Annotated in this window: 16 protein-coding genes; 10 read left to right on the plus strand and 6 right to left on the minus strand. The window is 41.3% G+C overall.

The genetic code is table 11. From position 1 onward, the window contains the following. The first annotated feature begins 5 nt into the window (after positions 1-5). The 7 genes from FD724_RS00350 to FD724_RS00380 all read left to right on the plus strand — a co-directional run bounded on the left by FD724_RS00350 (position 6) and on the right by FD724_RS00380 (position 9,678). Positions 6-653 carry a TIGR04282 family arsenosugar biosynthesis glycosyltransferase gene (locus FD724_RS00350; RefSeq protein ID WP_114080242.1) on the plus strand — a complete coding sequence of 216 codons (648 nt, stop codon included), beginning with the start codon at positions 6-8 and terminating at the stop codon, positions 651-653. Positions 654-1,017: 364 nt separating this feature from the next. After that, on the plus strand, positions 1,018-1,860 hold the full coding sequence (locus FD724_RS00355) for an HpsJ family protein (RefSeq protein WP_114080241.1): 843 nt from the start codon (positions 1,018-1,020) through the stop codon (positions 1,858-1,860). 124 nt (positions 1,861-1,984) lie between these two features. Continuing rightward, the gene (locus tag FD724_RS00360; RefSeq protein ID WP_179071207.1) at positions 1,985-2,893 is read left to right on the plus strand and encodes a glycosyltransferase family 2 protein; all 909 of its coding nucleotides are present in this window, start codon (positions 1,985-1,987) and stop codon (positions 2,891-2,893) included. Between the two features lie 514 nt (positions 2,894-3,407). Next, positions 3,408-4,172, plus strand: coding sequence for a DUF502 domain-containing protein (locus FD724_RS00365; RefSeq protein ID WP_179071208.1), 765 nt, complete (start codon positions 3,408-3,410; stop codon positions 4,170-4,172). A 122-nt stretch (positions 4,173-4,294) separates the two neighbouring features. Beyond that, positions 4,295-4,936, plus strand: coding sequence for a transcription antitermination factor NusB (gene nusB / locus FD724_RS00370; protein WP_012406910.1), 642 nt, complete (start codon positions 4,295-4,297; stop codon positions 4,934-4,936). Positions 4,937-5,196: 260 nt separating this feature from the next. Continuing rightward, positions 5,197-6,840 (plus strand): signal recognition particle-docking protein FtsY, encoded by a 1,644-nt coding sequence (gene ftsY, locus FD724_RS00375; protein ID WP_179071209.1) that lies wholly within the window; start codon positions 5,197-5,199, stop codon positions 6,838-6,840. 1,446 nt (positions 6,841-8,286) lie between these two features. After that, the gene (locus tag FD724_RS00380; RefSeq protein WP_114080238.1) at positions 8,287-9,678 is read left to right on the plus strand and encodes a PP2C family protein-serine/threonine phosphatase; all 1,392 of its coding nucleotides are present in this window, start codon (positions 8,287-8,289) and stop codon (positions 9,676-9,678) included. Positions 9,679-10,255: 577 nt separating this feature from the next. Here the strand turns inward: FD724_RS00380 and FD724_RS00385 are convergent. Continuing rightward, entirely contained in the window at positions 10,256-11,539 is a 1,284-nt protein-coding gene (locus FD724_RS00385; protein ID WP_179071210.1) for an ankyrin repeat domain-containing protein, read from the minus strand. Positions 11,540-11,814: 275 nt separating this feature from the next. Between FD724_RS00385 and FD724_RS00390 the strand changes: the two genes are divergently transcribed. Continuing rightward, entirely contained in the window at positions 11,815-12,285 is a 471-nt protein-coding gene (locus FD724_RS00390; RefSeq protein WP_179071211.1) for a DUF4079 domain-containing protein, read from the plus strand. Positions 12,286-12,390: 105 nt separating this feature from the next. On the opposite strand, the gene FD724_RS00395 is transcribed toward FD724_RS00390, so the two are convergent. Further along, entirely contained in the window at positions 12,391-13,062 is a 672-nt protein-coding gene (locus tag FD724_RS00395) for a DUF1997 domain-containing protein (RefSeq protein WP_179071212.1), read from the minus strand. 178 nt (positions 13,063-13,240) lie between these two features. Between FD724_RS00395 and FD724_RS00400 the strand changes: the two genes are divergently transcribed. Both FD724_RS00400 and FD724_RS00405 read left to right on the plus strand, forming a co-directional pair. Then, positions 13,241-13,900 (plus strand): NAD(P)H-binding protein, encoded by a 660-nt coding sequence (locus FD724_RS00400; RefSeq protein WP_179071213.1) that lies wholly within the window; start codon positions 13,241-13,243, stop codon positions 13,898-13,900. A 235-nt stretch (positions 13,901-14,135) separates the two neighbouring features. Continuing rightward, positions 14,136-14,786 (plus strand): glycoside hydrolase family protein, encoded by a 651-nt coding sequence (locus tag FD724_RS00405; RefSeq protein ID WP_256874409.1) that lies wholly within the window; start codon positions 14,136-14,138, stop codon positions 14,784-14,786. Positions 14,787-14,800: 14 nt separating this feature from the next. Here FD724_RS00405 and menH read toward each other — a convergent pair whose 3' ends face one another. The 4 genes from menH to FD724_RS00425 form a co-directional block, all read right to left on the minus strand. Further along, positions 14,801-15,619, minus strand: a complete 819-nt coding sequence (menH, locus tag FD724_RS00410) for a 2-succinyl-6-hydroxy-2,4-cyclohexadiene-1-carboxylate synthase (RefSeq protein ID WP_179071214.1) — start codon at positions 15,617-15,619, stop codon at positions 14,801-14,803. A 238-nt stretch (positions 15,620-15,857) separates the two neighbouring features. After that, positions 15,858-16,259 carry a metal-sensitive transcriptional regulator gene (locus FD724_RS00415; RefSeq protein WP_114080231.1) on the minus strand — a complete coding sequence of 134 codons (402 nt, stop codon included), beginning with the start codon at positions 16,257-16,259 and terminating at the stop codon, positions 15,858-15,860. A gap of 120 nt (positions 16,260-16,379) precedes the next feature. Next, positions 16,380-17,591 (minus strand): LPS export ABC transporter periplasmic protein LptC, encoded by a 1,212-nt coding sequence (lptC, locus tag FD724_RS00420; protein ID WP_179071215.1) that lies wholly within the window; start codon positions 17,589-17,591, stop codon positions 16,380-16,382. Continuing rightward, positions 17,591-18,220 (minus strand): NYN domain-containing protein, encoded by a 630-nt coding sequence (locus FD724_RS00425; RefSeq protein WP_041565095.1) that lies wholly within the window; start codon positions 18,218-18,220, stop codon positions 17,591-17,593. Before FD724_RS00425 ends, lptC begins: the two co-directional genes overlap by 1 nt. Between the last annotated feature and the right edge of the window lie 166 nt (positions 18,221-18,386).

Consider the following 18,386-nt stretch of genomic DNA (forward strand, 5'->3'; position numbering starts at 1 on the left):
ATTGCGTGCTGAACTTACCAGCAAACCCAAAACAGCACCTGATTATTTTTACTCGCTATCCAGAACCAGGTAAGACAAAAACCCGATTGATACCTGCTTTAGGAAATCTTGGTGCTGCCAATCTTCAACGGGAAATGACAGAATATACAATATTTCAGGTTCAAGAATTGCAAAAAGCCATTGCTATATCTGTGGAAGTGCGATTTGCAGGTGGCGATTTGCAACTAATGCAAGACTGGCTGGGGTTAGATTTGGTTTACCAATCTCAAGGCGAAGGCGATCTAGGTTCACGGATGGCGCGATCGCTTTTCGATGCTTTTCAATCTGGTGCAGAAAAAGTAATTATCATCGGCACAGATTGTCCTGGAGTCAATGCCGAGATTCTAGCAACAGCTTTTGAAAAGTTACACACCTTTGACCTCATACTTGGCCCTGCGATCGATGGTGGATATTACTTAATTGGTTTGCGCCAAGCTATCCCGGAGTTATTCGTTAATATCGAGTGGGGAACTGCTCAAGTATTCCAGAAAACCGTAGACATTGCCCAAAAACTTCATTTATCATACGTGAATTTGTCGCCTTTAGCTGATGTTGACCGACCCGAGGATCTGCCGATTTGGGAACAAACCCTTGTGGGTGAGATGGAAGGATGAGGGAGATAAAGGAGATATAGTAATTTTTATATGGATGCACAACCCACTAGTGGCGCACAGATATGCGCCCCTACAAAATACTTATGTTGCAAGCGATTAAGAACTGAAAACAAGAGAAATCGGGTAATTAATGAGTCTTTTACTACGTTACGGTTTATACTTATACTCTAAAACACCAAGAATTTCCTGAAGACACTGTACATAACAAATGTTACTGTGGCCTAGTTGAAAACCAAGAGGCAGATAGCCTTTAGCAATATTGAATCTGCTTTGCATTTCTACACAATAGTCACGGTCATGGGCACAATATTCAAGTAACTTGAAATATGAAAATCACTCGTATTCACCGCCAGTTTGAAAAACTATGGTTAACCGTTTTACTTCCGTGAGTACTGCCCTCACAGTTAAGGTAGTTGGAATAATCTGCATTTTGTCCTTTTTTGTGGACTTTTTGATTCTATTGTTACCCTTTCAACCGACTGATCGGGTATGGCAAATCAACTTGGCAACAGCACTAGTCGATCGCGGGATTGTTCCTCTAGTGGGGCTGGGGCTGCTATTTGCTGCCTATTGGATTGAAAACGCTGATGCAGGAAGCGATCGCCCCCAAGGGATCGATTTAAGATTTCCCGCCGTGATTCTCTCAAGTATTTTAGGGTTGATGTTCTTGCTGATTTTTCCCCTACACCTCAATAACGTCAATCAAGCTAAGACTCAAACACTCAATCGAATCACCCAAGAAGCAGATCAGGCAGAAGCTCAACTCAACACTCGCTTATCGCAATTGCAAGCACAACTGAATACTGAGCAAGGAAAAGCCCAATTAGATCAACTGCGAACCCAAACCAAAGCTCAGTTTAGTGAAATCCTCAAAGACGATCAAAAATATAAGCAAGCGCTTGAAAGCTCTCAAATTCCCCCAAATATCAAAGAGTTACTGAAAAAGGCTAAAACAGATCCCCAAGCGCTTGACAAAGCTATCGAACAACAAACAGATATTCAGACACTGCGAACTCAACAACTGAGCCAAGTTCGCCAGCGCAGAGAAGAAGCAGAACAACAAGCTAAAGATACTGCTTGGAAGTCTGGGCTGCGGATTGGGATTAGCAGTTTGTTGTTATCCATTGGTTACATTATCATCGGCTGGACGGGCTTAAAAGGTATGGGTGCTGTACAAGGTGGTAAACCTAGAGCTACCGCCCGTTAATCCACTATTGGCATGGCAGTAAGACTTATACAAAAATTATTCGGTTTATACTGCCATGCGCCTAATAGCTAACAACAATAAAAATACAATTATCACTGAGTAAAATCACTATAAAACTTGAGTAATGTTCTCAATTTACATACTGACATATAACGAAGAACTAGATATTGCTGCTTGTATCGAATCAGCGATGCTATCGGATGACATTATTGTTGTGGATTCATGCAGTAGCGATCGCACTGTGGAAATTGCCAGTAGCTATCCCATCCGCGTTGTCCAACACGCTTTTGAAAGCCACGGCCGCCAACGCACCTGGATGTTAGAGTCCATCCCCCCGAAGCACGAATGGGTTTATATTCTCGAAGCTGATGAGCGGATGACACCAGAACTGTTCGCGGAATGCGAAAAGGTAAGTCAGAATCTTGATTACATCGGTTACTACGTGGCTGAACGTGTCATGTTCATGAATCGTTGGATTCGCTACAGCACACAGTATCCCCGTTACCAAATGCGTCTCTTCCGCCACGGAAAGGTGTGGTTTACAGACTACGGTCATACTGAGCGGGAAGTTTGTGACGGTGCAACTAGCTTTTTAAAAGAAACATACCCCCACTACACTTGTAGCAAAGGTTTGAGCCGTTGGATTGATAAGCATAACCGTTATTCTACAGATGAAGCTCAAGAAACGCTGTATCAGTTAGAACAAGGAAAGGTCAACTGGCAAGATTTATTCTTTGGTAAATCGGAAGTCGAAAAACGCCGCGCCTTGAAAGATTTGTCTTTGCGTTTACCTGCTAGACCGTTGCTACGCTTTCTATATATGTATTTTATATTAGGTGGCTGTTTAGATGGACACGCTGGACTTGCTTGGTGTACATTGCAGGCATTTTACGAATACTTGATTTTGCTCAAAGTTTGGGAAATGAAGTATCTACCAAAACCTAATTTAGACGTAACAGCAATTCTGGCACAAGAGAGTCCACAACAGTTACAGTGTGCGGATTCGGAAACTACACAGGCTGATGTGGCGTAAAGGGAATTGGAGATTAGAAGGATTCTCAGTCAAATCAACAAGTAGCGATCGCAAAATCAGAATTTTTATGAATAGGGTAGTACAGCTAGCTGTACTACCCCATCGCGCTTTACATTTAAACAAAACCACCATAATAAATTAATATTTTTAACAGACCATTTTCATAAAAGGCGCTCTCCATCAAAGGTGACTAAGCCTATAAAATAACTCCTCTGTTTACCTGGTGGTACTTTCACAATCATGAGCAGCTTTTGATTGAGCGCGATAGATTAGTAATACCTCATGACTTGCAACAATCATTTACAAGTCTTACAAGGAAAAGTAACATCCTCTGATAACAACCAGCCGCCATCGGATTGGTTGATATCTACGTCTATGCTTGTAGGAAAATAGCTGATTTACAGCAACAAGTACGTATTTTTGCTGTAGCAGCCAAGCTGCTAGCGTTTTTGATAGTTACTTGCGGCAGAAGTTGCTTCAAGTAAAGCCTTTGCTATTTGACGAATTTGCTGGTATGGATACCAATAACAAAAGTTCCTCTAGCTTAAAACAGGAGAATCAGGGCTTGGTAATCGATCGCCTAAAACAGGACTTAAAAAACGACCTGATTGCTGGTTTGTTGGTAGTAATTCCCCTCGCAACCACTATCTGGCTGACAATTACCATTGCTAATTGGGTAATCAACTTCCTCACCCAAATTCCCAAACAACTGAATCCTTTTGATGGGTTAAACCCAATTTTAGTAAATTTACTGAATTTATTAGTAGGATTAGCTGTACCACTACTATGTATCTTATTGATGGGTCTGATGGCTCGCAATATTGCTGGGCGGTGGTTGTTAGATTTTGGTGAGCGATTATTACAGGCAATTCCCTTAGCTGGGCAGGTATACAAAACTCTCAAACAGCTTTTAGAAACAATACTAAAAGATTCTAACGGTAAATTTCGCCGGGTGATTTTGGTAGAGTATCCCCGCCGAGGAATTTGGGCGATCGCCTTTGTCACTGGTGCAATCAGCAGTGATATCCAAGCCCAGATGTCCCGCCCCGTTTTAAGTGTTTTTATCCCCACCACCCCAAATCCAACTACCGGATGGTACGCAGTAGTTCCTGAAGACGAGGTGGTGAACCTCTCCATGTCTATTGAAGACGCTTTTAAAATAGTTGTATCAGGTGGCATTGTCGCCCCGAATACACCCTTGATTTTCCCTAAAGAATCTACAGTGGAAGTGAAACACGACGAAATCAACCAGCAGGTTATTTCCGTTAAAGAAACTTAAAATCAATCTGGCAAAGTCACAAGCAAATGCGTAATGTTGTTGTTTGACTGTGCCAAAATTGATAAACTTGTAAGTTTGCCCAGCCTAGTTACTCAGTTCTCGCACAATCACCCCTGACTTTTATGCAACCTCGTAAACCCCAGCAAATTGCTCGTGAATTGGCGCTTTTAAGCCTTAGCCAATTGCCAGTCAACCCAAAAAAATTAGATACACTACTAGACGATCAGCTAGTATCCAAATTGGTGCTAGGAGCAGTACGTACCCTGACCTCAGAAGTGCAAGATACCCTCAATAATGCCGCAGGTGAACTGCAACGCAGTAACGATCGCCTTTTGAGTAGCCAAACTCGTGCTTCCGACCTCAATTCTGCCAGAACAATGCTTCAAGAAGCGATCGCCTGCACCCAGACAGCAATCAATCAATTGGGTACGGCAGTTGATTTCCCCGAATTGATTCAACTGGCTAATCAGGATAAAGGAGTCCGTAATTACGCTAAAGAGCTTGTGATTACTGTCAATGAAAATCGACACATTATAGATGAACTCCTTTCTACTGCCTTAGTGGATTGGCAAGTAACTCGTCTCGCCCAACTTGACCGCGATATCCTGCAAATCGCTGTGGCAGAAATGAAATTCTTAGGAGTTCCAGATAGTATCGCCATCAATGAAGCTGTGGAGCTAGCCAAACGCTACAGTGGAGACGACGGTCATCGATTTATTAATGGTGTTTTGCGCCGAGTCACTGAGCAGAAAAAAACAGCATAGTAACACTGCCTAATTCATATACTGCTATGGAGAAAAGTCTGTAGCCGCTTCTGCGGCTTCCTCCGAGCGAAACTTTTACCTTGGCGCTAGCTCTCCTTTGGAAGAAGGGGAGACGCTGCGCGAACCGAAGGAAAGTGATTCTCCTCAAACTAGCTATGAAAGGTGAGGATAACCGGGAAGTTTTCACCCTAAGAAAAAGCGCAAAGTTAAATTAAACTCATAACTTATAACTTATAACTCATATAACTAATACTGCTGCAATGGTTTTTAATTGGTTCCGCCGTCAATATAACGATTCCTCTGAGACTCCCTCTGATAAAAAACAGGAAGAAACTACTCCTGCACAAGAACCCCAACCAGAGCCAGCCGAAACCTCATCTGCTGAAACTGCACCAGACACAACGGCAGACTTGTTGGCATTTGCTAAAGCTGCTTACAAAAATATTCAGCAAAAACAACAGGTTGAGGTAGTAGAAACCCCGCCTGATTCAGAAAATGCCTTAGCAGAACCTGAAGCTGTAGAAACGGCAATTGCGGAAATCACTGAATCAGAACTAACTGAGGAACCTGTTAGTTCAACCCTAGAAACAGAACAGCTAGAAATTATCCAAACTGCTACTGAGGAAGAAAATACAGAAGATTCCTCAGTAATTGTAATTGCTGAAGATCCCGATGTCGAAAGCCCAGAAATAAGGGCAAATGAAGTTGAGCAAACCCCCACGCCAGAGGCAACTCAGCCAACAGCACCAGCTAATTTATCCTTCTTAGAACGGGCGGCGGCAGAACGGCAAGCAAAACTAGATCAACTAATAGCCACCGCCATTGAAGTTCCAGAACCGGAGATAGTACAGCCAGTAGCTGCAACCTCAGAGATAGGAGAGGAAATTCCCGGACTGGTATTTGATGATGGGTTTGTTTGGTCAGCGAAAGTTTTAGCAGCTCAAGGTAGAAATCCAGAAGACGTTTCTATTGAAGAAATAACCTGGCTGAAAAAGCTCCGGCAAGGCTTAGACAAAACTCGCCGGAGTATTCTCAACCAACTGAAGGCGATCGTTGGTCAAGGGCCGCTTAACCAAGCTGCTGTGACGGAAATTGAAGCATTACTCCTGCAAGCCGATGTGGGTGTAGAGGCGACAGACTTTATTATCAATGCGCTACAGACAAAACTTCGAGAAGAAGTTACTGCACCGGAAGAAGCGATCGCCTATCTGAAAAAAATTCTCCGGGATATGCTGGATGCACCCAGTAAAGCATCCCACAAAACTAGCTTTACCCCAGAAAAAGAAACCTTGAACATTTGGTTAATCACTGGGGTGAATGGTGCTGGTAAAACCACCACCATCGGCAAAATTGCCCATTTAGGGCAAAAGTCTGGCTATAAATGCTTGATTGGGGCAGCAGACACCTTCCGCGCCGCCGCCGTCGAACAGGTGAAAGTTTGGGGTAGTAGAAGTGGTGTAGAAGTAATTGCCAATCCTGGAAAAAATACAGATCCGGCAGCAGTTGTATTTGATGCGATCGCAGCGGCCCAATCGCGGCAAACAGAATTACTTCTGGTAGACACTGCTGGGCGACTACAAAACAAGAAAAACTTAATGGACGAACTCGGTAAAATCCGGCGAATTATTGACAAAAAAGCTCCAAATGCAAAAGTGGAATCGCTGTTGGTTCTAGATGCTACTTTAGGTCAAAATGGACTACGACAAGCCGAAGTTTTCTCCCAAGCGGCCCAACTGAGTGGCGTTGTCTTAACCAAGCTAGATGGCACTGCTAAAGGCGGTGTTGCCCTTGCCGTTGTGCAACAGCTAGGTTTACCGATTCGCTTTATTGGTGCTGGTGAAGGAATTGAAGACTTACGACCCTTTTCAAGCTATGAGTTTGTCGAAGCTCTCTTAAGTAGCTAATTGAAAAATTGGGAGTTAAAAATTTTTCTTGACAAACTGAGAAATTTAGGGATAACTGAATCTGGTATTATCACTTGAACTAACTAAAAACAGTTAAAATCCTAAAATCATAAATTTGTCACAATAAATGGGTGACTTTTGCTAAAATCTCAAGCTAATGAACTTTTTCACCCCTTTAAGGGCTTTTTCAAGTGGAGTAGCAAGACATTTAGTTGCTACACACAAAAGCCCGTAAACTTACATTTTGTAGAAACTTAAAGGGTAGACAAGATACTCACCCCCACAAATACAACTATTGTGGTGTGGGATGGACAGCAGTCTGAGGGGTGAGTAGTACATTAGAAAGCCAACGCAGGTGAGTCAAAGACTGTGGTCTTTTCCCTCCGCAGTTAACTCATATTGGCTATGGCAACTTGTACTGCTGTCAAAGAAGCAAGCTAAAGCTATGCGTAGCATCACCAACAGGCGAAGCGACTGCATTAGCAAGTCGGAAGAACTGCACGCTGCACGTAACTTACTTAAAAGTTAGATTACTAGCGTCAGCTGTTTGCCCAATGCTTACCAAAAAGACGGCTTCCGACCATCAGAAATTCGAAAAATCGTCCACTGTGGACTCAAAAAGCAAATTAGTGTAAGTAAGCTGTTTCAACACTCCCAGGTGTATTTTCAGCTCCTACTTGCGAAAGAATCTACAAATATTTTTGTAGTAAATCGAGAGATTTGAATTCTGATGATCAAACGACAACATTGTTTCTGGCTTTTGACTTAAAGTTTTGGGAGGAGATTTTTTCTATATTTAGTATCATCCTTGGCGATTATCACAGTAATTATGGTATACAGATTAAGTATTTAAAGACTTATTTACATATTCTCAGCTTTAGGAATGAATGTAAGTATGTTTTTACCAAACTAAGCTCACTTTGAGCGCTTATGGAGGTTTTTGCTCAAAAGACTTCTAATTTCCTAGTTTTATATACCCAAATAATTACTCTGAAAGCGTTATAAATTATTCTTTGAATAAAGTATTTTTCTGACTTTAGAGATATGCTTTGGGAATTAAGTTATGAAAAAAGGAAAAGATTTCTGAACTATCACCAAAACCATAGCGCTTCTCGTTTTGATGCAATACACTTTGATCTTTCTTTGAAAAGGCTACGGTGTAGACACATCTCTCCATAAGGCTCGGTGTTAGGTCTATATTCAATAGAATTTAGAACCGCTATAGTAATTTTTACGGGTTGGATTTTGACTAAAAATACATGATTTTAAATGACTAAGATTCCATCAAAAATATAATAAGCAAATAAAATACTGATAAAAGTTGCCTGTTACGTCTTTATACTCTTGCTAAAGTGACAAGTCTTGTCTAATTATGGTTTAGCAATACGAAAGCCAAAAAGCTTATAAGTAATCTAAAATCTGCCAATATAAAGTGCAATAATACCTGTGCCTGTGTCTCAACTGCCCTCTCAACCCACTGACAACAATAGTAGTGCCGCGACGGATGTCACCCCAGTCGTGGCACTCAAAGAACTCGTGGCAAGGTTGCACCGGGAACAGAACAAAATTCAAGATTTGCTCAGTTCTTTAGGATTTGCCCTGAGAAGTTTCAATAATTTGAATCAGTTTTTGGAACTGATTCCGCTAATGGCAACAAGAGTGACAGATGCAGACGGCAGCGCCCTGTTTCTCTACAAACCTAATGGTCAAGTCAGGTTAGAACAGTTACATTGGCAAGATAGTGGACAGCGTAAAAATATCCGCAAAGCGCTAGAAATAGCCAGCAGTCAAATCACACTTTTGCCAAATACTGCCCCTCTAGCGAATGCGACGGGGATTTTGGATGACCAAATGCATCGCTATTTGGGGCCAGAGGTACAAATCTTTGGTACGGCGATTCTGGTAAAGCATACAGAAAGGGGATGGCTCTATGTATTGAGCCGCGATCCAGAATATAGTTGGACAGAAACTAGGCAAAAGTTAGTTAGGTTAGTGGCAGATCAAACAGCAGTAGCGATCGAAAACGATGAACTAGCTGTAGAACTTAGAAAAAAAGAACGCTTAGACCAAGAACTAGAAATTGGTGCAGAAATTCAACGGCGACTTCTACCACGTCAATGTCCCACAATCCCTGGTGCAGTCCTAGCTGCCCGTTGTAAGCCTGCAAATCGTGTTGGCGGTGACTACTACGACTTTATTGCTACCAATCAGAATAAAATTCGGTCTAAGACTAAAGGCGACACCGAGACTGGTCGCTGGGGTTTGGTTATTGGAGATGTCATGGGCAAAGGTGTCCCTGCTGGTCTGATTATGACGATGATGCGAGGAATGCTAAGGGGAGAAGTGCTACATGGGAATTCCCCAGCAAAAATTCTGCAAAACTTAAATAGAGTGATGTATGCGGATTTGGAAAATTCTCACCGTTTTGTAACACTGTTTTATTCAGAATATAATCCTCACAGTCGAATTTTGTCTTATAGCAATGCGGCACACAATCCTCCCTTGTGGTGGCACGCAGCCACGAAAACTGTCAGCCGTTTAGATACTCTAGGAATGCTAATCGGTTTGGATGCTAACAGCCAATATGAAGATGCTCAGGTACAGTTAGAGCCTGGGGATACCATTATTTACTATACAGATGGCTTGACCGATGCAGCGGCGGCTGGTGGCGATCGCTTCGATGAAGATAACTTTGTCGCTGGCTTCAATACGGCTTGCAAGTACTGTAATGGGCCAGAGGAGATTGTGGACTATTTATTTGACCAAGTTCAGCAATTCATTGGTGATGATAAGCAAAACACTGATGACATGACACTAGTTGTTCTGCAAATTTTATAGTCATTAACCATTTTTCCTGTTCAAGCCATGAATAAATACCTAATCTTATGGCAACTGGTTATGACAACTGGATATTTACCACGCCAAATTTAATTTTTAATTTATTTTTTCTTTAAATTTCCATAGCGATCGCTCAAATAATCGCAAATTAACCTTTTTTCAGGAATTGTTTGTATTTAGTCATTAGGATAATACATAAAAAATGATCCTTAGAATACATTTCTGTTGAAGCAAAAACTATATATTTTGCACATCTAGCACAGTAGGAAACGTCAAGGGGGAGAGCAGGTAAAAGGTAAAATGTACAAGGTAAAAAGTAAATTTACTTCTTCATTTTTGCTTTTTTTATATCCTTGTCACGCAAGCATTTAGCCTGTTCCCCCTTGGCGTTTTAATTTTTCTTTTCTCCGCCGTAGCAAGTTCACAACAGTTACGACGGAGTTTTGCTTTCTTTGTTTCTTAGGTCTAAACTTGGCCGTTTTCAACTTACTTGGTCTTTAAGTTATTAACCTTCATTTAATCATTTGTCAAGATATTTCTAAAAAGATTTTAGGTGAAAAATTCCGAATTAAAATAGCTATTCTTGCGCTCCAGCTTTTTGCAGACTCCGCACTACATTTTTATAACCATTAAATTCTGCAATCATCAAAGCAGTATAACCACCACGGTTTTTTAAATTCACATCTGCCCCAGCTTGGAGTAATAACTGCACAATTTCGCCATAACCTGCTGAGGCAGCCCACATCAATGATGTTGCCCTCGCTGAGTCTTGAAAATTCACATCTGCCCCCTTTGCCAGCAGCAAATGTATGATCTCTGTGTGCTTGCGTTCGGTTGCTTTAATCAAAGCAGTTTTGCCATCGTCCCCCAGAGTGTTGGCATCAGCACCATAGTCTAATAACACTTTCACTGTTTGAGTATGTCCTTGTGATGCAGCCAACGTCAAAGGTACTTCACCAAGATTTTTCCCATTAATATCTGCCTCAGAACACAGTAGGGCCTCGACAATTTTGCTATGTCCCTGCAACGCTGCTACAAGCAGTGGCGTATCACCCAGACGGTTCCTAATTTGGACATCTGCACCCCTGTTAAGTAATACTTGCACGACATCAATGTAGCCTTCCACAACGGCAAGGTGTAGGGCAGTTTCACCATCTTGGTCTTGGAGATTAATTTCAGCACCTCGATCCAGTAAAGCTGCTGCGATCGCACTATGTCCCCCTGCTGCTGCTGCCAATAATGCAGTTCCACCATCAGCATTTTTCAGATTCACATCAGCCCCCGCCGCTAGCAGTGCTTCCACAACCTCCAGATGCCCCAAGTCTGCGGCTAATGTTAAGAGTGTCTCACTCTCTTGATCTGGGATATTGACATCAACACCAGTTTGGAGAATTGCTTGTAAAATTTCTATGTTTCCCTGCTTAATGGCGAGTTTCAAGGCAGTATCATCATCTTTATCGGCAATACTCACCTCCGCACCAGCAGCCAATAAGACTCGCACTACATCGATATGACCTTTGAGGACTGCGGCCATTAAAGCTGTGCTGCCATCTTCATTAATGGCGTTGACATCAGCACCTTTGGATACTAAAAGTTTCAAAATGTCAAGTTGTTTAGCACTAGCGGCTAACATCAAAGCCGTCAAACCATAGAGTTTTCTAGGCAAGTTGATATTTGCCCCGGCATCTAGGAGCGATCGCACAATTTCGGTGTAGCCTAAATTGGCAGCAAACATTAACGCCGTAGTACCTTGGCGATCGCACGCATCTACCCTCGCGCCAGCAGCCAGTAGCGCACACAGCCCCTTAATATCACCACTTTTAGCAGCTTTTAGCAGCAAAGTATCGTTGTTTTCAGTCATGAATGAGATCCCACACAGGGGGTTTTGTTCGTCTACCCTCAAAACTCAGTCTGAGATTGTTTATGCACTTTGGCAAGAGGGTTATGCAATTAAAAATTGAAAATTAAAAATTAAAAATTAAGAAATGCAGTCTTGGCAAGCATTCTAAGGTAAGGGAGGCTTAACTCTTGTCTTCTCTCCTCATCCCTTAGACTCTTTTAATTTGTGCAACTTGAAGCACAGAGAATAGAGTTATGCTAATTTTTATGAAGATTTAATAATTAGGCGAGAACACTATGAGCTTGGAACTTTCTGCGTCGGTGAAATATTGGCTGAATTTTTTCCATCCGGTGCTGATGTGGGCGCTATTAGTACTCTCAATTTATGCTGCCTACTTGGGGCTGCAATTACAGCGTACCAGAAATGCTCAGGGGGAAGAAAAGAAAGAACTGATTAAAGGTAGATACAACGTCAGACACTACCAAATCGGGTCTATACTCTTAGGTTTGATGGTAGCAGGTGCAATTGGAGGGATGGGTGTCACTTACATCAATAATGGCAAGTTATTTGTCGGCCCTCACCTGCTGGCAGGACTGGGTATGACGGGTCTGATTGCATTTTCTGCTGCTTTGTCCCCTTATATGCAGAAAGGGGCAAACTGGGCACGCGCAACCCATATTTTGATAAATTTCACCCTTTTGGGACTTTTTGCTTGGCAGGCTGTTACTGGCGTGCAAATTGTCCAAAGAATTCTTACTAAAGCTTAGTCATTTGTCCTCTCTGACAAAGTTCTGAGCGTAGAAAACCTCCGCTCGGACTTTGCGCTTTGTCCTTTGTCATTAGTGTATGAGAAATGACAAAGGACTGTTGACTTAGCGCTTTTGTTTGGAATTCCCAGAAAAGGGTATTTCCAAAGATTTCTGAAAATCTTGCTGAACTTTGCGTGTTAAGCGACGAGAAACTTGGCGGACGATTTGGTTAAGTAAGCGATCACCTGTAGATTGAATTATAGACTTGGGTAATCGCTGAATAAAGCGGGGAAAGTGCAAATCAACTACTAAATCTAATTCCCATTCAACTCTCGTAACCTCACCGCTACTGCAAACATCGTTTTCTATTAGCTGTAGAGATGCCCGATAGTCTACGTCATAACCAGGCGCTTGGTAATCAGGAATGGGGATTGTACGGATGCGGTAAATACCCTCCTCTGGGGGCAACAATTCCAAACCAATTTTCGGTTCTACTTCATAACCGAAAGCACCAAAACGACCAATTACTAAAGCATAGCCATTTTCCCCAAGTAATTGCACTTTCATGGGTTCAGCACAACGAGAAAACCATAAGGCGTGAGCATTAAGATACTCAGCAACCTTCTCTGCTGGGGCAGGCATTTCCATACAATCTTGATAACGACCGTAAAATTTTGTAATCGTCGCTACATTTATGTCTGTTAATGTGTCCTTCGCTTCTTCTTGGTTGGACGCTACAGGTAAAACTGCTTCTGTTATTTCCCAGGATTTATATTCGCCTTGTCTTGAAAGCATAAATGCATTACTGTATATTTTGGCGTTCTTCTATACTAATAATTCCCCACATTCCTGGGTCATTTCGCATCAATATCCCATTTTGACCAAAACCTCATTAATCTGCCATCAACTCCATAGAATTACTAAAATAAAGAACTGAACAAGCACACAATAGTTTTCCAGGATAGCATTTCTCATGAAAGCATTTGTAGCAGGGGCAACCGGTGAAACAGGTCGCCGGATTGTGCAAGAGTTGATAGCGCGGAATATTCCCGTTCGTGCTTTGGTGCGGGATATAGAGAAAGCTAAGGGTATTCTGTCTCCTGAAGCTGAGTTGGTTGTAGGTGATGTGTTACAACCAGAAAGTTTAAATGCTGCGTTGGGAGATAGTACAGTTTTGTTCGTCGCGACTGGTGCAAAACCTAGTTTTGACCCCACTGGCCCTTATAAAGTAGATTTTGAAGGGACTAAAAATTTAGTAGAAGCTGCCAAAGCAAAGGGGATTGAGCATCTTGTCTTGGTTTCTTCTTTGTGTACTTCGCAGTTATTCCATCCACTGAATTTGTTTTGGCTGATTTTGGTGTGGAAAAAGCAAGCTGAAGAGTATATCCAGAAAAGTGGTCTGACTTATACGATTGTGCGACCTGGTGGATTGAAGAATGAAGATAACTCAGATGCGATCGTGATGCAGAGTGCTGATACACTCTTTGACGGTAGCATCCCCAGGCAGAAAGTCGCCCAAGTTGCTGTTGAGGCGCTGTTTGAAGCAGATGCACGCAATAAAATTGTCGAAATTGTTGCCAAACCTGAAGCAGCCTCAAAAAGTTTTGGAGAATTATTTGCTAACGTTGCGTAATTAAGCAGTTTAACTGCTGTAGAAATCTTGCTTTGATACAACAAGCATTTTGGGCACAGTACTACTGTGCCCTTACAAAAATACTGTATTGGATGGAAGTGAACTTAGTCAGAATGAACTCGTCAATCATTGTTGTTAATAAAAAGAGCAAATTTGAAGGAGTTAGACTCTGAAAGGCTTTGAATTCAAAGGTGTTGAAAAACTGATTGGGCCAATAGCTGCGCTTCTTGGCTTTGTGTATTTGTTGCAATGGTATATTGGAGACTTGCGATCGCCTTCCGATCCCATCTTTGCAGATAAACAGCCGCCCTTGGTGATGAAACAGGGCGATCCCTATATCCGCGCTTTAATGCGAACAATTTCGGCGAGTGAAGCGAGTGGAAACCGTCCCTATTCTCTGTTGTATGGTGGTCAACAAGTTAATGACCTTAGCAGACATCCTGAGATATGCGTCACAATTGTCACAGGCCCAAATACAGGTAATTGTTCTACTGCTGCCGGCAGATATCAAATTATCAACATTACTTGGTATCGTTTAGCCCCACGTTATCACCCAAAGCCGATGCAGATGATGTTTTGGACTGCTTATAGTTTTGAAGCAGAATATCAAGATATAGTCGTTTACCGTTGGTTAACTGATTCTAAAGTTTGGGGAACTGATCTTTCTCAATTGCTGCGTCAGGGAAAGTTAAATGATGTTTTGCGGCGACTCTCTCCGACTTGGACGAGTCTAGGATATGGTATAGAAACTAATTCTGTTAGTAGCTCTTTGCCTAAAGTTTATCAGAAAATGTTGCAAGAGGAATTAACCACAGCTAATCAACCAACTGTCCAGAATTTGACACCATCGCCAACTCCTTCTAGGAAGCCACTAAAGAAGCCGTGAGATTATCTTAGTTTCTAACTTACTGTAGACAGAAAATATTTTATATTTTCCACAAATGCCAAGGTATTTTCAAAGTGAATATTATGTCCAGCATTTTTAATTATTTTTAGCTGTGCAAATTCACATAGTTTAGCCATTTCTGTATGAATAAATATAAATTTTTCATCATATTCACCAGCTAGTAAGAGTATATGAATACTATTCTCTTGTAGCTTCTCCCACAAAGAAGGTTGACATCCATTCCCCATGAAGCGCAATGATTTATCTAATTCCTGCGGATTGTTTTGCAAGCGACTTTCTATCATGCGATCGTATTCTGGATGATTTTTTATATAACCAAAAATTGGTTGATTGTACCAATTGGACAAAAAATCAGCAAAATCAGTTTGAATAATACTTCTGCTTAATTTTCTAGCTATTTGAGCATCATGCCTAACTCGTTCTAATCGTTCTGCTTTTGTTGCTAAACCTGGAGAAGCTGATTCTAATACGACTTTAATAAAACGTTCTGGGAAATTTAGAGTTAGGTATAAACCTAATCTTCCACCCATCGAATAACCAATTAAGTAGCATTTATCTATTGTTAATTCATCTAATAAATTAATTATTGCTTGAGCGATGGGTTCCATTCCATAGTATTCATCACCTCCGACAACTTCAGTTTTCCCATGTCCTGGTAAATCAAGGATAAGATAAGAAAAATCTTCTGCTAGAAATTTTATAGCTTCATCAAATTCATTAATGTTTCCCATGAAGCCATGTAACAAAAGAATTATAGGTTTGTTAGTATTTATATTTATACAATAGTTAAATTTATATTTATTTAAAATCATTCTTGGAAGATATCTATAAAATCCAAATGCAAAAACTTCCCTACCGTACTCTAATATAATTTCAAGGGTATAAGTTACCCCCTTATGACTGCTTTGAAACTACCTAGACTATCAACTATGACTGTGAAACACTTATGCTAATTTTGGTATAAAAACCCTTTGTCTGAGTCAATACACCAAATATTACATCTCTACCAAATATCTTGTAGTGCTAGTCAATTTCTGATTTTTGTAATTTTTAAGGTAAAAATCGATCTAAAGCAGCTTTTAACTGTTTAATTTCAACTTCAATATTACCCTCTTGTGCGGCTCTCGCAATACATTCAGTCAAATGTTCATCCAAAACAATTCGCGCTACCTTATCTAATGCGCCACGCACTGCGGCAATTTGCAGTAGAACATCAGGACAAGGGCTATTTTGCTGCACCATTGTTTTAATACCACGAACATGGCCTTCTATACGCGATAATCGATTGGCAATTCGCCGTAAAGACTCTTCGCTATGGACATGAGGATGAGCAGGCTCTTCAGTCCCATGAGTATGATCTGTATGCTCGTGGTCTGTATCATGATGCTGGGAATGTTCTGCTTGCTGGGATATTGGCAAGGATTTCTTGCCTAATTGATTTGATCCATTCATGGGTTATCAAAGGACTTGTAATACTAAGATCCTAGCCTAGAGCGTTACAGGGAGTGGGGAATGGGTAAGAGGACTTGGGGACAAGTCCCCCCTACTCCCCACTCCCCATTTCCACTAACTCTACTGCTGACGATTGGCTCTTTGTTGGGGAATAATTTCTGTTACTACCCTACCGGTAGAACTGCCACCTTTGACAACAATATTTTCTGTTTGCAGATTACCAACGGCCGTTTCACCCATAAAATTTAACGGTGGGTCAACTTGCCGATAAACTACATTTCCCTGAGCTTCAACTAACTTATTGTCTAAATACCAAGTTAATATATTAGATTTCAAAGACTGGCGACGCTGACCAATGGCGTTGACGTTACCTGTTAAATAAACCGTTTTTTGCGGGATTTTCATTTCACCTTGATTTGCGGTTACGGTAAGATTTTCAGCCCGTTGGAACATTCGTACAGGGGAATTTGTAGTAACAGTTTCTGCGTTCATGTTCCATGTCATAGAGTTACTAGCTATTTGCACTGGTGGGTCTAGTAAATCTAATTGAGCATTTTGTTTAATAGTGGCAATTTTTGTTTTTAAGTTGACTTCGGCAGAATTACCCTTACCGCGATCGCTAATCTTATTATCTTTGTAGCGATCAATTTGTATGGGGCGATCGCCAATTAGTTTTTCTTCTTTAATATTCCAGATTAAATGCTCGGTTCTTACTTGTAATTGGGGATCAGCAGAATTGGCTATTACTCGTCCAGAAAATTCCATGCGCTGTTCGCGGGTTTTAACTCGCGCTTCTTGCGCTACAGCTTGTAGTTGTTTGTGAGTACCGTTAATTTGGTTGCGGACAATCAACAAATCTTCTTTGGGCCGCCATTCTAACTCATTGCCTTGCAATACAATTCCATTACTAGGGTCTGTGGCAAATATCTTACCTTTAAGAAACAACTGCTTCCCATCTTGTTCAATATCTGCAACATCTGCCTTGATTTGGTAAACTACTTTACCATCTTGATATAGTTCACCATAAGGACTTTCAGCTTGACCAATTTGTTTTTCTTTGGTGTATTTTGCGGTTTTAGCCCTGACTTTCCAAATTGGTCTTCCCACTTCATCTGCCTGTTCTAGGGTGACATCAAAGAAGGTTAAATCGCTATCTTGCTTAGATGAAGCCGCAGGATTTTCTTGAGAAGCTATAGGGGATTTACCCCCACAACTTACTAAACCAAATATCAAGAAAAAAATCAAAGGTAAAAAAAGGAAGGAGGGAGTGGGGGAGTATTTTTGAATTTTTTTCTCCCCCTGTCTCCCTCTTTTATGAAATTGATACGCCATTATTCTTGGATTTCTAGGTGTCCATCACTAGTTCTTGGGTCTTCCAAAAAGCCGATACCAGATAACGGCCGGTATGGATAGCTTTGGCGAGGGGTTTTTTGAATGTCTTCTTTGATGGCTTCTAAATCGATGTAGCGATCGCTTACATTAATTAAGCTGTCACTGGTCATCGAACGCAAACTTACCACTTCTACCCGCACGCCGCGATAGCTAACTGAATTGACCGCATAAGCCAAATCCCCATCACCGCTGACTAAAACTGCGGTATCATAAGAATCGACTAGCGCCATCATGTCTACTGCTATTTCTACATCCAGGTTAGCTTTTTTAGAGCCATCTGGTAGCTGGACTAAATCTTTAGCAATGACTCGATAGCCATTGCGACGCATCCACAGCAGGAACCCCTGTTGCTTCTCGTTCGTCCGGTCTACACCAGTGTAGAAAAAAGATCGCAGAAGTCTAGAACCTCCAGTCAATCGACACAATAGCTTCGTGTAATCGATCTCAATCCCTAGTTGTAGTGCAGCGTAAAATAGATTTGAGCCGTCAATAAATATGGCGACCCTGCCCCGATTCTCCAAAACTTGTTCTGGCGTAAATATTGAATCGGTTTCAAAATTATTCAACATCATTGTGATACCTCGATTTTTATCCCTGTTATTTTTGATACAAATTACGAACTTTTAGATGCTAGTCACAGCGGCTTATGATAATGTTCCGGGGCTAATATAAATTAAGCTCCGATAAATTTTTTGAGAAAATAAGAAATTGAACAAAATCAGAGTTTGATAAGGA

It is taken from the genome of Nostoc sp. C057 (assembly GCF_013393925.1).
GTDB lineage: Bacteria > Cyanobacteriota > Cyanobacteriia > Cyanobacteriales > Nostocaceae > Nostoc > Nostoc muscorum_A.